Below are 14,891 nucleotides of genomic sequence, written 5' to 3' on the forward strand. Positions count from 1 at the left end.
TCCCGGGGCGTGCCACGGCCCGCTCCGCTGCCTACCTTCAACTTCAAGGGAGGCAGCGTCGATGGCGGGTCCAATCACGAGCATCTTGCTGTCCGGGTTCCTGGCGGCGGCGCCAGGGGGCGACGGGTTCACGTTCGAGGGCCGGGAGGCCAGCGCGAGGACCGAGCAGCCGGACGGGTACTTCTTCCAGGGGACGCTTCCGTTCAGCGACCTGACCGAGCGGGGCACGGGGCAGGCGTCCCTCTCCGTGCAGGACCGGGTCGGGATGGCGAACGCGACCTTCGGCGACAAGGCGCGGCTGTCCGCGAACCTGCGCATTGGCGGCGTCGAGTACCGGGTGGAGCTGACGCAGGCGGGCTTCCCGCCGAAACAGGCGATGTCGCGGGCCCCCGCCGGGCCGCTCCCTCCGCCGCCTCCGCACCTGATTGAGGGCGGCGTGCTGATGGGCACGCCCCTCTACGGCGAGACAGGCATTGGCTGGCGCGCCACGACGCGTGCGCATGCGGCGATGGCCGTCTGGGGCATTGGCAGCGTGTGGCGCAACGGGACGCTGGTGACGGACTCGGCGCTGATTCATGCGGCGGCGCTGGACGCGGGCACGTTCTCCGATGACGACACCAAGCGGCTGCTGCGCGACGCCCGGCCGGGGGACGCGGAGTTGCTCGTCGTGGCGTGGAACCTGCCGACGCAGGTGGAGCCGCGCGGGTTCATCCAGTTCCTCTTCGACAACGTCGCCATCGACGTGGAGGGGGCGCGCGTGCCGTCGGTGGCGGTGGTGCCCACGACGGGGGAGCTGCCCGCGTCGCTCGCGTCGCTGACGCCCGTGGCGCCCACGGCGTTCCCCGCGGCGGTGGCGCCGGTGTCCGCGCCGCGCTTCAGCCAGGGGACGCAGCAGGGCACGGGCGGCAGCGGCACGGCGGGGACGGCGGGCGCGACACCAGGGACCACCGGCGTGGGCGCGGCGGGGACGACGACCGTCACCATCCCCACGGCGCGCGCGGTGACGGACGGGCCCACGACGATCAGCGGCTCCGTCGGACCGGCGGCGCCCGCCGAGCCTCCGGCGGTGGTGTCGGGCGTGGAGCCCGGCTCCAGCGCCACGGTGGGGCAGGGGACCTTCGCCACGCCGCCCACGGTGGGGGGCGTGTCCGTGGGGGGCTTCACCACGCCACAGGTGTCCGCGCCGGACTTCAACACCTTCGTGGGCACCAGCCAGGTGAGCCCGGGCATCCTCGCCACCGTGCCGCCGCTGACGCAGTCGTCCGGCACGCCGAGTTCGCCCATCCTGGGAACGCCCGCGCCGCTCAACACGGGCACGCCCGCGCCGCTGCTGGGCACGCCCCCGCCGCTGAACGCGTCTCCCAGCACCGCGCTGCCCGCCACGCCAGCGCCGGCCAACGCCGCGCCCGCCACGGGGCCCGCGGCGGCTCCGGCGGCGACGGGGGCGGGAGCCGCTGGGCCCGCGCGCTGACCCGCTCCGGGACCTTCAGCCGGTCTCCTTGCGCCCGACGCAGTCCCAACCTGTCCGACAGTCGGACAGGTTCGCGCGGAGCGCCGCTGACGGAGCGTGGGGCGCGAGGGGCCCGCACCGGCGGGCCGGGGCGGGAAAATTGACCGGACGCTACGGGCCTGTAGCGTCCGGGGCATGTCCCCTCCCGTCGCAGCCCTCGCCCCCTCCGCGATGTTGCGCCGTACCGACCCCGTTCGCGGGGCGGTGGAGCGCCTGGCCCGGACGCTGCCCGCTCGCGCGGACGCCACCGTCCTCCTGGACTTCGTGGAGGACGACCTCCGCGAGGGCCTGGACGCCCTGGGCGACGTGCAGGCCCACTTCCACGACCTGCTGCTGACGCTCCACCGCGAGACGCTGACGCCCGTCGCCGTGATGAACGCGGGCGAGGACCTGCACGTGCTCCAGCGCCTGGAGGACCTGCACGAGGTGGTGACGCACCTGCGCCGCCGCCTGTCGCAGGCCGCCGGGATGATCCGCAACGGCTGAGGGCCGCTACCGCTCCAGCGGCGGCTCAGCCCCGCGTCACCACTTGAGGTCTTCCTTGCCCTGGGCCTCCATGGGCTTTTCACCAGGGCGCTTCACGCCGGACAGGGTGAGGCGCACGGCGCCCAGGTCGATGGCGCCCACGGCGGCCAGCGGGAGGCGGCGCTCGTCGTCGGTGATCCACACGTGCACGTCGCGCGTCTGCGACGGCCGGTCCAGGCGCACGGCGGTGCCGGCCAGGTGCCAGGCGTCGAACTCGCCCAGGGGCAGCGACACGTGCTCGCGCTCCACCACGGTGGCCGTCATGCGCCACATGCGGCGGATGCCGTACACGTCGAAGCAGACCGGCAGGTCCTTCTTCAGCGGCAGCTGGCGGATGAGGTAGATGGCGCCCGCGACGTCCAGGCCGTCCTTGTCGAACGCGTAGTCGAAGTGGCCCTTGGGGCGGTCACCAATCTGGTAGTCCACCTTGACGCTCTTGTCCTGCGCGCCGAAGGCCACGTTCACCTTGCGGCGCTGCTCGTTCTCCACGGCCTCCTCGGTGTAGCGCGAGGGGCGCAGCGTCTTCGGGTGCAGGTAGCTGGTCGCGCTGCCGCGCACGCGGCGCACCTTGGAGAACAGCGTGTTCGTCTGCGCCTCCACCACCACCGGCAGCGAGCCGTTCGCCGGACGCTGCACGCGCATGGTGAGCTTGCCCGCGTTGGCGCCCATCGCGTCCATGTCGAACTCGAGCAACTCCCCCGGCTTGAACGCCAGCGTCGGGCGCAGCGTGGGCAGTCCCTGGTCGCACGGCTTCACCGCGACGACGGGCTCGTTGGGCGCGGCGGCGGCGGTCGCGTCGCCGGTGTTCTCCGCGGAGTCCGCAGGCTTCGCGGCGTCAGCGGGCGCGTCCTCCGCGGGCACCTTCGTGTTGGGGCTCAGGACGGACCGGAGCGGGAGGGCGGGCCGGGCCTCCTGGGCCTGACCCGGGATGGCGCTGAGAGCGCTGAAGGCGAGGCAGGCCGCGACGAGGTTGCGCATGGCGTTCATTCTGCTTCCTCCCTGGGGGGAGTGACTACGGGGTACCCCCGGAAGTCCGACGTCCGGAGCGCTTCGCTTCTTCAGCCGCCTGCCGCTTCACGATGCGCTCGGTCACTTCCTTGCGCACCGCTTCCCACTCCGCCGGGTCCCGGGAGATTTCGTACCCGGACTTCGCCAGCCGCTTCGCCGCCGTCCGGGCGAAGGCGCCATCCCCCAGCGACGTGAGCAGGCGCAGGTATTCGTAGTCCTCCAGGCCGTCGCGGATGTGTTTCAGCCGCAGGGACACCACGGGCTGGTGCTCCGTGCCGCCCAGCTTCGCGGGCGTGCCCGGGTAGAAGAGCGTGCCGTCGCCGTTGCCGCCGAACTCGAAGAGGTCCGTCCAGACATCCTTCTTCGTGTTGTAGGCGAAGACGGTGTCGAAATAGAGCTCACCGTCCACGCCGCTCTCGAAGGCCAGCGGGCCCATGGCGCGGTTGAGCGGGGCGGGGTGGTCCACCATGTACGAGGCCCAGTCGCTGTACGCCTTGTCCAGCGCCTTGTCCGGCGGCGGCCCGCCCGTGCAGCCGTGCGCCATACAGCTCTGGTACCACCACACCTTCGCGCGGGGCGGCAGCCGGGAGCGCGCGGTCGCGGTGTTCGCCACGAAGTGGCACGTCTGCGGCCCCTCGCGTGGATAGAAGCAGTTGATGATGGGCGTGAGGATGTCCACCGACCCCTGGAACGCGGGGTTCAGCGCCGTGGTGACGAGCACGGGGATGGTGCCGCCCGCGTCGCGCACGCGCTTCGCCTGCGCCTTCACCAGCGGCACGTCCTCCGCCTTCGGCTCGTCCTTGGCGTAGAAGAAGAGCTGCGCCTTCCAGCCCTTGTCCTCGAAGTGCTTCTGGAAGGCGCGGTAGTACGCCGTCTTCTCCGCGTCCGTGGAGGCCTTGCGGTTGTCGCGCACGTCGGCCGTGGTGAAGCGCGCGCCCGAGGGCAGCACGCTTCCGTCCAGGAAGGGCCCCATCTCCGCGTCGTACGCGGTCCAGTCCAGCACCGCGCGGCCGTCCTGGAACTTCACCGGCGGCGGATCCATGCTCATGCCGTGCGCGCTCACGCGGTGCTCCAGCAGCGCCTTGCCGTACGCGCGCAGGAGCGCCTTCGCCTCCGGCGACTCCGCCGGGATGCCGTGCCCCTTCGCGATGCTGTACAGCGAGATGCCGAAGCTGTTGGGCAGGGACGACGTCGCGGGCAGCTCGAAGGGCTGCACCTCCAGCGTGAACGGCACGGCCGGCAGGTCCTTGCCGTCCACCGCCGCGCTCAGGCTGCCCGTATAGGTGCCGGGGGCCTGCTTCGCGGGGACGCAGACCTCCACGTAGACGACCGTCGGGTGCTTGGGATTGCCGGGCGCCGACAGGGGCACCAGCGCGTCGGGCCACGGCCCCGTCTTGCCCTCGCCGTTGGAGGGCGTCTTCACGTCGATGAAGACCTCGCGGAACGCGTCCACGGTGAGTGGCGCGCCCGGCCCCTTGAGGGCCAGGGGCTGCATCGTCACGCGCGTCACGCCCGGGGGCAGCACCAGCTGCGTGCCTTCACACTCGCCCCGGGCCGCGCTGAGGCGGGCCTCCTTCGCGCCCTTCGGCGTCGCGTCCGGCCGCACCTTCACCAGCGGCGACACCACCTGCACGCCGCCCGGCGCGGCGGAGAGAGCCGCCGCCACTGCCCATGCCCAACCCACGCCCATGCCCCCTGCCTTCCCCTGGTTGGAGGACGACGCTGCTTCAGTCGTCCGAGTTGTCCGCCCGGGCCACCGTCACCACGCGGCCCGGCTTGTAGTCGGTGAGCTCCGCCACGATGGTGCCCAGCGCGAAGTCCGCTTCGATGCGCACCGGCACGTGGTGCGAATCCGCGCTGAGGTACGCGACCATGTCGCGCTTGGACTCCAGCTTGCCGCCGAACTCGGTGTGCACGCGCACGCGGAAGGTGTCTCGCGCGCCCGCGGGCGTGGTGACCGTCTCGCGGCCCTCCACCGTGGCGCGCATGGAGAACTGCTTGCTGCCGGTGAACACCGGGTACTCGAAGGAGCGGCCCACGGCCAGGTCCTGGCCGCGCAGCGCGAACGTCGCGCCCGCCACGTCCAGCGTGCCCTGGGGCAGCGTGTGCTCGGACTCGCGCGGCGGGTCGCTCTCCTTCTGCTTGATGACCTTCGCGCCGGTGCCGTCCGCCGTGAGCTGGATGCGCTGGCGGCGGCGCTTGCGGTTCTCCTCCGAGTGCAGGTCGCTGCCCGTCACCCGCTGCGCTCCCGCGTCCCAGTACGACACGAAGCGGCTCTTGATGGGGTAGACGCCCACCAGGTCGTCGGACTTCGCCGTGGACACGATGGGCCACACGCTCTGGCCCCACTGCGTCATGGGCGCGCCCACCGTCACCGTCGCGGTGCCGGCCGTCAGCCCCAGGTAACGCACCCGGTACTGGGCCTGCTCACCCGGGCCGAACGCCGTACCGGTGGGCTCCTGGGCATGCGCCAGCGCGGACCCCATGAGTCCCACCACCGCGGCCGTGAACCCCCAGTTGGACAGACTGCGCATCGGGTGTGCTCCCTTGCTTGCAAGTTAGGTGGCCGGCCCGCCCAAGCCAACCGTGCCGCTCAACCGTCCCCACCACCGGACATTTCCAGGACGGACGGCCGTGGAATGGCATTCAAAGACGCCCGGCCGCCCTCCAGGCACGCCGGGAAAAGACAGGCGGGGGACGGAAGGGCGGCCCGCAGGGGTACACGCCTGCACGGCCCGCTGACAAATGGCGGACAGTCCTCCACGCCCGCCTGGATGCTCGGCAGGGCACACCCGGAACAGGGGGCGCGGTGCTAGCGTCCGGGGCCATGGCCAACGACTTCCAGTTCGACGACGACGACTTCGCGAAGGACGCGGGCGCGGCGAGCGGCAGCCGCGTCTTCGACGAGTTCGACTGCCCCGGCTGCAACGCCAACAACCCCGTGGACGACACGTTCACCGACGGGGACGAGGTGCGCTGCAACTACTGTGGCTGCGAGTTCAAGGCCCTGGTCAACCAGGAGGGACGGCTGCGCTTCCGGGAGCTGTGAGCGGACCTAGTCGCGCTCGCCGAAGATGGCGGTGCCCACGCGCACGGCGGTGGCGCCTTCCAGGATGGCCTGCTCGAAGTCGTGCGTGGTGCCCATGGACAGGGCCGTCAGCGCATGGGCCCGCGCCAGCTCACGCAGCCGCGCGAAGCCCTCGCGCATCCGCGCCACGTCGTCCGTGGGCGGCGGCAGCGCCATCAGCCCCACCACCTGGAGGTGGGGCAGCTCACGCACCTGCGCGAGGAAGCCGCCCAGCGCGTCCGGCGTGAGCCCGTGCTTGGTGTCCTCGCCGCCCAGGTTCAGCTCCACGTAGCAGGGCAGGGGAGACGCGCCCGCGCGTCGCTTGGACAGCTCCGCCGCGACGTCCAGCCGCTCCAGCGCGTGGAAGGCGTGCGCGACGCGGGCCACGTACTTCACCTTGTTCGTCTGCAGCGAACCGATGGCGTGCCAGCGCAGGCCGTCCAGGTCCTTGAGCTCCTCCGCCTTGTCGCGCAGCTCCTGGGCGTAGTTCTCCCCGAAGTCGCGCTGCCCGGCGGCGTAGGCCTCGCGGATGAGGGCCGCGGGCTTGAGCTTGGACACCGCCACCAGCGTCACCGACGACTCCGGCCGCCCCGCGTCCGCGCAGGCCTTCGCCACGCGCTCGCGCACCCGCGCCAGGTTGTCCGCCACGCTGCCGCTCATCGCTGGCCCCCGGGGGTCCAGGGCAGCGGAACGCCCGCCCGGCGCAGCAGCGCCAGCGTCTCCCCCAGCGGCAGGCCGATGACGTTCGAGGGGCTTCCCTCGATGCCCTGCACCAGGAAGCCGCCCTTGCCCTGGATGGCGTAGGCGCCCGCCTTGTCCAGGGGCTCGCCGGTTTCCGCGTACCAGGCAATCTCCTCCGTTGAGAGCGTGCGAAAGGTCACCTGCGTGCGCACGACCTCGGAGGCCTGCGCGCGGCCGGCCACCGCGATGCCGGTGAAGACCTCATGGACCTGGCCGGACAGCCGGGTGAGCATCTCCCGCGCCTCCGCCGCGTCCCGGGGCTTGCCCAGCAGCTCGGCCCCCAGGGCCACGGTGGTGTCCGCGGCCAGCACCCACGCGTCCGGGTGCCGGGTGGCGACCGTGCGGGCCTTCTCCACGGCCAGCCGGTGCACGTAGTTCCGCGCAATTTCTCCGGCCATCGGCGTTTCATCGATATCCGCCGCCGCCACGGTGAAGCGAAGGCCCAGCTGGGCCAATAAATCCTTGCGCCGGGGCGAGGCGGAGGCGAGAACGAAGAGAGCGGTTGGATCCATGGGCGGGTGCGGAATGTTTCGCGCTCGCGGGCCTTAGCAGACTTGCGCTCCAGAGGGCACCTCGATGAACCCCGCGGACCTCCTGTCGGCCATGAAGCGGACAGTGGAGCAACTGGCCGCCTACAACGAGATGGCCAAGGCGCTGACCTCCACGCTGGAGCTGCGCGAAGTGCTCGCGCTCGTGATGCAGAAGGTCAGTGCGCTGCTGCGGCCGCGCAACTGGTCGCTCATCCTCCAGGACGAGCGCACCGGAAAGCTCTACTTCGAAATCGCGGTGGGGGAGGGCGCCGAAGCGCTCAAGGGCCTCCAGCTCAACCCGGGCGAGGGCATCGCCGGCGCGGTGTTCTCCTCCGGTGTCGCGCGGCTCGTGCACGACGTGGCCGGCGACTCCAGCTTCGCGCCCCGCTTCGATGAGGCCTCCGCCTTCCACACCCGCTCGCTGCTCGCCGTGCCCCTGGTGGCGCGCGAACGCGTGCTGGGCGTGATTGAGCTGGTCAACGGCCCCACGGAGCCCGGCTTCACGCATGACGACCTCACCGCGCTGTCCGCCATCGCGGACTACGCGGCCATCGCCATCGAGAACGCGCGCAACTTCCGCCGGGTGCAGGAGCTCACCATCACGGACGAGCACACCGGTTGCTTCAACGCGCGGCACCTGCGCGCGCAGCTGGAGCAGGAGGTGAAGCGCTCGGCGCGCTTCCGCCACCCGCTGTCGCTCGTGTTCCTGGACCTGGACCACTTCAAGTCCATCAACGACCGGCATGGGCACCTGGTGGGCAGCGCCACGCTCAAGGAGGTGGGGGACCTGCTCATCAGCCTGGGCCGCCACAACCTGGACGCCGTCTTCCGCTACGGCGGCGACGAGTTCGCGGTGATGTTGATTGAAACGGACAAGGAGGGCGCGCAGGTCATCGCGCAGCGCATCTGCGAGGCGTTCCGCGGCCAGCGCTTCCTGCGCGAGCAGGGGCTGGACGTGGCGCTCACCGCGAGCGTCGGGGTGGCGTCCTTCCCGGAGCACGCCACCACCTCCACGGACCTCATCCGCGCGGCGGACTTCGCCATGTACGCGGCCAAGGGCCGGGGCCGGGACCGCATCGCGGTCGCCGAGGCCCCTTCGGCGGAGGGGGCCCCTCGCGAGGTCCCCTACGCCCGCTCCGGCGGGTGACTACCCCGCGGAGCCCAGCACCGAGTCGATGGCCTCGGTGTTGGTGACGACGTTGCCGCTCTTCTTCAGCGACTTGAGGAAGGACTCCGTCAGCTCGATCTGCTTGGCCTGACGGGCCTGGGTGCGCAGCTCCTCCTTGCGCTTGTCGAAGCCCGCGGTGTCCGGCTTCTCGCGCTCCACCACCTGCGCCACGACGTTCGCCTCGCCCACGGTGAAGACCTCGCCCAGCACCGCCGGGCCCTTGGCCTCGAAGGTGGCCTTCACCAGGCCCGGCGCCGGACCCAGGTGCGGCACGGAGTCACCCTGCGCGGTGAAGCTGTCCGTCTCCACGGCCTCCGGCTTCGTCTCCGCCTCGAAGCGCAGCAGCGCCGGCTGCTGGCCCGCGGGGACCGGGAACTGCTCCTTCAGGGACTTGCCGGCCTTCGCCGCGGCCAGCGCCTTGTCCGCCTCCGCCTTGGCCAGGCCCTTCGCCTGCTCCTGCTTGTAGAGGGTGGTGGCGATCTCGCCCTTCACGTCGTCCAGCTTCTTGGCCTGGGCCTCCTTCTTCTCCTCCACCTTCACCAGGTGCAGGCCCAGCGGGGACTCCACCGGCTGCGTCACTTCCCCGGCCTTCAGCGCGAACGCCGCGTTGGCCAGCGCCGGATCCCACGTGGTGCGCTCCACCCAGCCCAGCTCGCCGCCCTTCAGCTTGGTGGCGTCGTCGTCGCTGCTCGCCTTGGCCAGGGTGGCGAAGTCCTTGCCGCCCTCCAGCTCCTTGCGCAGGCCTTCCGCCTTCGCCTTCGCCTGGGCCTTCTGCTCGGCCGTCGCGTCCGGGGCCACCTTCACGAGAATCTGACGGGCACGGATCCGCTCCGGCACGTTGTAGACGAAGGCGTTCGCCGAGTAGTAGTCCGCGATCTCCTTCTCATGCGCCTTCTGGAACTCCGCGAGCTTCGCGGGCGTGGGCGCGGGGACCTGGTCCGCGTACATCGTGGGCAGGAAGCGGGCGAACACCAGCTTCGCCTGGTTGCCTTCCTTCTCGTAGCGTGCGCGGACCTCGTCGTCCGACACCACGGCACCCGTGCGCACCACGTCCATCATCTTCTGGGCGGCCATCTGGCGGCGCAGCTCCTGCTCGTACTCCTGCGGCGTGCGGCGGTAGAAGTCGCGCAGCACCTGCTGGTAGCGGGCGAAGTCGAACGCGCCCTCCTTGGAGTGGAAGTCGGTGTTCTCGTGGATGAGCTTGCGCAGCTCCTCATCCGACGGCGTGATGCCGTGGCGCTCCGCCGACTGGGCGAGCAGCTCCGCGTTCACCAGCCGGTCGAGCACCTGCTTGTCCAGGCCGAACTGGCGGGCCACCGACTCCGGGATGGGGTTGCCCTGCGAGCGCAGGAAGTTCATCTGCTGCGACCAGGCCATGCTGAAGTCGCGCAGGGGGATCTCCTTGCCGTTCACCGTGGCCACCGCGCTCGCGGTAGGCGCGGCGCTGCCCGTGTCGGCGAAGCCGTTGCTGCCCGGACCGAACTGGAGCGTGAACACCACGGCGATGCCGATGATGAACAGGAGGGAGAAGACCTTCCGGGGATTCAAACCGTCCATTGTCGTCACTTCACGGTCGGAAGCGCCCGCGAATCACCTTGCGGAAGGTCTCGCGGCGCCGTGTTGTTGGTAGCCCGGCCGGTGGGGATGCATCTGTGTCAACACCCCCTCATCCGGGCCTTGACTGACTAGGACAACAGACCGGAAAATGCAAGCGATTCAGCCAGCTTAGCCCGCTCCTCTCCCCCTTCCACCACCGCCGTCCGCCCACCCCGGGAAAGCCCCCGTCCGTGCTGTCTCTTCTCAAGCGGTACCGCCGCTTCCTCCTCGTGGCCGCCCTCCTGTTGTACCCGCTCGGCGCCTTCCTGCTGGGCGGGCGGCGCGGCCGCGACCCGAACTTCGTCGACCGGGGCGTCATCGCGCTCACGGCCCCCGTGCAGCAGGGGCTCACCGCCGGCATCGACGGCGCCGTGGCCGCGGTGCGCAACTACCTGGACCTGCGCGGCGTGCGTCAGGACAATGACGCGCTGCGCCTGGAGAACCTCCAGCTGCGGGCCACGGTGCAGGCCCTGGGCGAGGCCCGCTCGGAGAACAGCCGGCTGCGCAAGCTGCTGTCCTACGCGGAGGCCGCCCCCGGCCCGGAGATTCCGGCGCGGGTGGTGGGCGTCAACCCGGTGGCGAAGCTGCTGTCGGTGCGGATCAGCAGCGGTGAGAAGGACGGGGTGTTCCGGGGCATGTCGGTGGTGACGCCGGACGGCATCGTGGGGCAGGTCATCCGGTCCACGGGCGGCTACGCGGACGTGGCGCTGGTGACGGATCCGCAGAGCCGGGTGGCGGTGCGGGTGCAGCGCTCGCGGGCGCGCGGCACGGCGGCGGGCGCGGGCAACGGCCCCCTGACGCTGGAGAACATGCTGCGCACCGAGGACGTGGAGGACGGCGACCTCATCATCACCTCCGGCACGGACGGCATCTATCCGCCGGGGCTGGTGGTGGGGCGGGTGACGCAGCTGGAGAAGAAGGAGCACGGCATGTTCCAGGGCGCGGACATCCAGCCGGCGGTGGACACCAGCCGGTTGGAGGAGGTGCTCGTGGTGGGCAGCCCGTACAGCGCGATGGCCTCGGGTGGGGCGTCGGCGGAAGGCGCGCAGAAATGAAGTTCCTGGTGACTGTCATCCTGGCGCTGGTGCTGCTGACGCTGGAGTCCGTGTTCGTCCAGCAGGCGGGGCTGGTGCTGGGCCGCGTGGACGTCACGGTGGTGCTCGTGGCCTTCCTCGCGCTCCGGGCAAGCCTCACGGAAGGGGCGTGCTCCGCCTTCGCGGTGGGCTATCTGCTGGACCTGATGAGCGGCCAGCCCACGGGGCTCTTCACGTTCCTCGCCGTGTTCACGTTCCTGGTGGGCCGGCTGGTCGCGTCGTTGATCGACGTGCGCGGGCCCGTGGCCTTCGCGCTGTTCGCCATGGGCGCGGACCTGGGGCACGGCCTCTTGTCCACGTTCTTCACCTGGCTCACGGTGAAGGACGGCTCCACGGCGCCGCTGCTCTCCGGCATGCCGGTGCAACTGGCGCTCACGGGCGCGGCGGCGCTCATGCTCTTCCCGCTGTTCAAGCGGTTTGAAGTGGCGCAGGAGCGCCCGGCGGGGTTGCTCCGTTGACGCCTCCGACCATTGGCAACACCACCCCGGGCCGGGACCTGAAGCGCCGCTTCCTGTGGCTGGGCCTGGCCATGTCGCTGGGCATGGTGGCGCTGGCCATCCAGCTGTACCGGCTCCAGCTCATCCGCCATGAGGAGTACGCCGCCAAGAGCGTGGCGAACTTCGTGAAGGAGGTGCGCCTGCGCGCCGACCGCGGCGTCATCAAGGATGCGCGCGGCACCATCCTGGTGGACAGCCGCCCCTCCTTCGACGCCTTCGTCACGCCGGCCTTCTGCACGGACTGTTTCGAGCAGGTGATTCCGCGCCTGGCGGAGCTGCTCCAGTGGGACGCGGATCAGCGCAAGAAGATTGAAGACCTGGTGCGCGCCAGCCGCCGCAACGCGCCCTTCCAGCCGGTGCCGGTGCGCGTGGACCTGACGCGTGACGAGTACGACCGGCTCAACGCCCGGCGCGACATCCTGGACGGCGTGGAGGTGGTGCCCGTGCCGCACCGCAACTACCGCGCGGACACGGTGCTGTCGCACGTGCTGGGCTACATGAACGAAATCACCCAGGAGGAGCTGGAGCGCCTCAACGGGGACGGCGCGAAGTACGCGCTGGGGGACTACATCGGCCGACGCGGCCTGGAGCGCTACTTCGAGTCCAAGCTGCGCGGGCAGGACGGCGTGCGCAAGGAAGTGGTGAACGCGCGCGGCCAGACGATTGAAGAGCTCAACGACAAGCTGGGCGAGAACGCCGTCATCCCGCCCACGGCCGGCAGCAACGTGGTGCTCTCCATCGACATGCGCCTGCAGGAGGAGGCGGAGCGCGCGTTCCCGGGCGTGACGGGCGCGGTGGTGGCCATCGACGTGAACACCGGCTTCATCAAGGCGCTGGTGTCCCGCCCCGGCTTCGACCCCAACCTCCTTACGGGCCGCGTGACGCCCACGCAGATGGCCACGCTGGCGCGCGACCCGCTCCACCCGATGATCAACCGCGTGGCCGCGGAGCACTACAGCCCAGGCTCCACGTTCAAGGTCGTGACGCAGCTGGCGGCCTTCAAGTCCGGCGTGTTCCGCCCGGAGACGGTGGTGCACTGCTCCGGCGGCTACCGGCTGGGCGCGCGCGTGTGGCGCTGCCACAAGGACAGCGGCCACGGGCCCCTGGACGGCAAGGGCGCCATGAAGGCGTCGTGCGACTCGTGGTTCTACAAGGTGGCGGACACCATCGGCCTGGACCCCATCGCGGAGATGGGCAAGTCGCTGGGCCTGGGCCGCCCCACCGGCATCGGCGTGGTGGCGGAGGTGCCGGGCATCATGCCGTCCAGCGCGTACCACGACAAAGCCTCGCCTGGCGGCTACACCAAGGGCATGGCGCTCAACAGCGCCATCGGGCAGGGCGACGACAACGTGACGCCGCTGCAACTGGCCCTGGTCTACGCGGCCGTGGCCAACGGCGGGAAGCTCTACAAGCCGCAGATGGTGCAGCGGCTGGAGAACCTGGACGGGCAGGTGATGGAGGAGTTCAAGCCGGAGGTGGTGTCGAAGGTGGACATCAACCCCACGCACCTGAAGGCCATCGTGGAGGGACTGGAGGCGGTGGCGCAGGAGCCCGGCGGCACCGCGTACCGCGCGAAGCTCAAGTCGGGCCTGCCCCCGGACTTCCTCGTGGCGGCGAAGACGGGCACCGCGCAGGTGGCGCGCATCGGCACGGTGCGTCTGAAGACGCACCAGATGAGCTACTTCGAGCGCGACCACGCGTGGTTCGCCGGCTTCGCGCCCGCGGACAAGCCGGAGCTGGCCGTGGTGGTGCTCAACGAGCACGGCGGCCACGGCGGCGTGGACGCGGCGCCCACGGCCATGGCGGTGATGAAGAAGTACTTCGAATTGAAGGCGCAGGACGCCACGTCCCCGCCGCCCCGCGCCAACCAGCCCTACACGCCGTCGTTGCCGCCGGCGCCCAGTCTGGATGAAGCGGCGCTCACCCGCGCCGTGGTGCCGCCGCCCAAGGTGGTGTCCCCGGGTGAGCCCATCCAGCCGCCCTCGGAAACCGGAGACGACAGTGCAACTGCGGATTGAGCGCCGGATGATGCCCCACGTGCCGTGGGGGCTCGTCGTGTGCGTGCTGGGCGTGTGCGCGCTCGGCATCTGGAACCTGGCGTCCGCCGCCCGGCCCCCCATGGCGCCCGTGTGGCACAGCCAGGCGCTCTACCTGGCCGTGGGCCTGGGCGCGGTCCTGACGGTGTGCCTGGTGGACTACCGCTGGATCCAGCGGATGGCCTTCCCCATCTACGTGGCCAACATCCTGGCGCTGCTGGCGCTGCGCGTGGTGGGCCATACCGCCAAGGGCGCGGAGAGCTGGTTCGCCATTGGCCCGTTCCGCCTGCAGCCCGCGGAGTTCATGAAGATTGGCGTCGTGCTGATGCTGGCCAAGGTCTACCACGACGACTTCCAGCCCAATCAGCCGTCGTACGGCATCGTGCGGCTGTGGAAGCCGGTGCTGGTGGTGATGGTGCCCTTCACGCTGGTGCTGGTGCAGCCGGACCTGGGCACCGCGCTGATGATCTTCCTGTCCTCCGGCACCGTCATCCTCTTCGGCAAGGTGCGCTGGTACCTGGCCGCCACGCTGGTGGCGGGCGTGCTGGTGGGCGGCCTCATCATCTGGAACGACTACGTGCGGGAGATGCCCGAGCCGCGCACCACCGTCGTGCGCCACCACCTCAAGAAACACCAGAGCCAGCGCATCTCCGGGTGGCTGGACCCGGAAGCGGACCTGCGCGGCAGCGGCTACCACGCCGCCCAGTCCAAGATCGCCGTGGGCTCCGGCGGGCTCACCGGCAAGGGCTGGCGCGAGGGAACCCAGACAGGCCTGCGCTTCCTGCCGGAACAGCACACGGATTTCATCTTCTCCGTGTGGGCCGAGGAGCACGGCTTCTTCTCCTGTCTCCTGTTGCTCCTGCTCTACGGCGGCATCTTCATTCTCGGGTTGGGCGTGGGCTTCAGCGCACGAGACCGTTTTGGAGCGTTCGTTGCCGTAGGGGTGGTGGCCACACTTTTCTGGCAGGTGTTCGAAAACATCGGCATGGTCATTGGCCTGTTGCCAGTGACGGGCATCACGCTGCCCCTCATGAGCTACGGCGGCTCCTCGATGCTGTCGGTGATGTTGTGCATCGGGCTGCTGGTGAACATCAGCATGCGCCGTCACATGTTCTGACG

14 protein-coding genes are annotated in these 14,891 nt (G+C 70.7%); 8 read left to right on the forward strand and 6 right to left on the reverse strand.

From position 1 onward, the window contains the following. The first annotated feature begins 61 nt into the window (after positions 1 to 61). Both JYK02_RS29280 and JYK02_RS29285 read left to right on the forward strand, forming a co-directional pair. Positions 62 to 1,471, forward strand: coding sequence for a hypothetical protein (locus JYK02_RS29280; RefSeq protein ID WP_207055961.1), 1,410 nt, complete (start codon positions 62 to 64; stop codon positions 1,469 to 1,471). A gap of 174 nt (positions 1,472 to 1,645) precedes the next feature. Then, complete coding sequence (locus JYK02_RS29285; protein ID WP_207055962.1) at positions 1,646 to 1,996, forward strand: hypothetical protein; 351 nt, start codon at positions 1,646 to 1,648, stop codon at positions 1,994 to 1,996. Positions 1,997 to 2,032: 36 nt separating this feature from the next. On the opposite strand, the gene JYK02_RS29290 is transcribed toward JYK02_RS29285, so the two are convergent. From JYK02_RS29290 to JYK02_RS29300, 3 genes are read right to left on the reverse strand one after another with little or no spacing between them, the layout of a single operon-like run. Continuing rightward, positions 2,033 to 3,022: a DUF3108 domain-containing protein gene (locus JYK02_RS29290; protein ID WP_207055963.1), complete on the reverse strand. Its 990-nt coding sequence runs from the start codon at positions 3,020 to 3,022 to the stop codon at positions 2,033 to 2,035. 25 nt (positions 3,023 to 3,047) lie between these two features. Beyond that, positions 3,048 to 4,733 carry a DUF4091 domain-containing protein gene (locus tag JYK02_RS29295; RefSeq protein WP_207055964.1) on the reverse strand — a complete coding sequence of 562 codons (1,686 nt, stop codon included), beginning with the start codon at positions 4,731 to 4,733 and terminating at the stop codon, positions 3,048 to 3,050. Positions 4,734 to 4,770: 37 nt separating this feature from the next. After that, on the reverse strand, positions 4,771 to 5,577 hold the full coding sequence (locus tag JYK02_RS29300; protein WP_207055965.1) for a DUF3108 domain-containing protein: 807 nt from the start codon (positions 5,575 to 5,577) through the stop codon (positions 4,771 to 4,773). Between the two features lie 293 nt (positions 5,578 to 5,870). On the opposite strand from JYK02_RS29300, the gene JYK02_RS29305 reads away from it, so the two are divergent. After that, the gene (locus JYK02_RS29305) at positions 5,871 to 6,092 is read left to right on the forward strand and encodes a hypothetical protein (RefSeq protein ID WP_207055967.1); all 222 of its coding nucleotides are present in this window, start codon (positions 5,871 to 5,873) and stop codon (positions 6,090 to 6,092) included. Positions 6,093 to 6,098: 6 nt separating this feature from the next. Here JYK02_RS29305 and JYK02_RS29310 read toward each other — a convergent pair whose 3' ends face one another. After that, entirely contained in the window at positions 6,099 to 6,770 is a 672-nt protein-coding gene (locus JYK02_RS29310) for a YggS family pyridoxal phosphate-dependent enzyme (protein ID WP_207055968.1), read from the reverse strand. Continuing rightward, positions 6,767 to 7,363: a Maf family protein gene (locus JYK02_RS29315; RefSeq protein ID WP_207055971.1), complete on the reverse strand. Its 597-nt coding sequence runs from the start codon at positions 7,361 to 7,363 to the stop codon at positions 6,767 to 6,769. The genes JYK02_RS29310 and JYK02_RS29315 overlap by 4 nt, the downstream gene beginning before the upstream one ends. Positions 7,364 to 7,427: 64 nt before the next feature. On the opposite strand from JYK02_RS29315, the gene JYK02_RS29320 reads away from it, so the two are divergent. Next, positions 7,428 to 8,528 (forward strand): GGDEF domain-containing protein, encoded by a 1,101-nt coding sequence (locus tag JYK02_RS29320; RefSeq protein WP_207055972.1) that lies wholly within the window; start codon positions 7,428 to 7,430, stop codon positions 8,526 to 8,528. Here JYK02_RS29320 and JYK02_RS29325 read toward each other — a convergent pair whose 3' ends face one another. Beyond that, positions 8,529 to 10,106 carry a peptidylprolyl isomerase gene (locus JYK02_RS29325; RefSeq protein ID WP_207055973.1) on the reverse strand — a complete coding sequence of 526 codons (1,578 nt, stop codon included), beginning with the start codon at positions 10,104 to 10,106 and terminating at the stop codon, positions 8,529 to 8,531. A 230-nt stretch (positions 10,107 to 10,336) separates the two neighbouring features. Here JYK02_RS29325 and mreC point away from each other — a divergent pair, with 230 nt between their 5' ends. The 4 genes from mreC to rodA are packed head-to-tail and all read left to right on the forward strand — an operon-like array spanning position 10,337 to position 14,889. Beyond that, positions 10,337 to 11,200 (forward strand): rod shape-determining protein MreC, encoded by an 864-nt coding sequence (gene mreC / locus JYK02_RS29330; protein ID WP_207055974.1) that lies wholly within the window; start codon positions 10,337 to 10,339, stop codon positions 11,198 to 11,200. Then, entirely contained in the window at positions 11,197 to 11,697 is a 501-nt protein-coding gene (locus tag JYK02_RS29335; RefSeq protein WP_207055975.1) for a hypothetical protein, read from the forward strand. The genes mreC and JYK02_RS29335 overlap by 4 nt, the downstream gene beginning before the upstream one ends. Next, complete coding sequence (gene mrdA, locus JYK02_RS29340) at positions 11,694 to 13,754, forward strand: penicillin-binding protein 2 (RefSeq protein ID WP_207055976.1); 2,061 nt, start codon at positions 11,694 to 11,696, stop codon at positions 13,752 to 13,754. The genes JYK02_RS29335 and mrdA overlap by 4 nt, the downstream gene beginning before the upstream one ends. 7 nt (positions 13,755 to 13,761) lie before the next feature. Beyond that, complete coding sequence (rodA, locus tag JYK02_RS29345) at positions 13,762 to 14,889, forward strand: rod shape-determining protein RodA (protein ID WP_207056318.1); 1,128 nt, start codon at positions 13,762 to 13,764, stop codon at positions 14,887 to 14,889. The last annotated feature ends 2 nt before the right edge of the window (positions 14,890 to 14,891 follow it).

The organism is Corallococcus macrosporus (assembly GCF_017302985.1).
GTDB lineage: Bacteria > Myxococcota > Myxococcia > Myxococcales > Myxococcaceae > Corallococcus > Corallococcus macrosporus_A.

Excerpts from the sequence above, each read along its gene's own strand:
- JYK02_RS29280 (WP_207055961.1), top strand. The coding sequence starts at position 62 with ATGGCGGGTCCAATCACGAGCATCTTGCTGTCCGGGTTCCTGGCGGCG.
- JYK02_RS29285 (WP_207055962.1), top strand. The coding sequence starts at position 1,646 with ATGTCCCCTCCCGTCGCAGCCCTCGCCCCCTCCGCGATGTTGCGCCGT.
- JYK02_RS29290 (WP_207055963.1), bottom strand. The coding sequence starts at position 3,022 with ATGAACGCCATGCGCAACCTCGTCGCGGCCTGCCTCGCCTTCAGCGCT.
- JYK02_RS29295 (WP_207055964.1), bottom strand. The coding sequence starts at position 4,733 with ATGGGCGTGGGTTGGGCATGGGCAGTGGCGGCGGCTCTCTCCGCCGCG.
- JYK02_RS29300 (WP_207055965.1), bottom strand. The coding sequence starts at position 5,577 with ATGCGCAGTCTGTCCAACTGGGGGTTCACGGCCGCGGTGGTGGGACTC.
- JYK02_RS29305 (WP_207055967.1), top strand. The coding sequence starts at position 5,871 with ATGGCCAACGACTTCCAGTTCGACGACGACGACTTCGCGAAGGACGCG.
- JYK02_RS29310 (WP_207055968.1), bottom strand. The coding sequence starts at position 6,770 with ATGAGCGGCAGCGTGGCGGACAACCTGGCGCGGGTGCGCGAGCGCGTG.
- JYK02_RS29315 (WP_207055971.1), bottom strand. The coding sequence starts at position 7,363 with ATGGATCCAACCGCTCTCTTCGTTCTCGCCTCCGCCTCGCCCCGGCGC.
- JYK02_RS29320 (WP_207055972.1), top strand. The coding sequence starts at position 7,428 with ATGAACCCCGCGGACCTCCTGTCGGCCATGAAGCGGACAGTGGAGCAA.
- JYK02_RS29325 (WP_207055973.1), bottom strand. The coding sequence starts at position 10,106 with ATGGACGGTTTGAATCCCCGGAAGGTCTTCTCCCTCCTGTTCATCATC.
- JYK02_RS29335 (WP_207055975.1), top strand. The coding sequence starts at position 11,197 with ATGAAGTTCCTGGTGACTGTCATCCTGGCGCTGGTGCTGCTGACGCTG.
- rodA (WP_207056318.1), top strand. The coding sequence starts at position 13,762 with ATGATGCCCCACGTGCCGTGGGGGCTCGTCGTGTGCGTGCTGGGCGTG.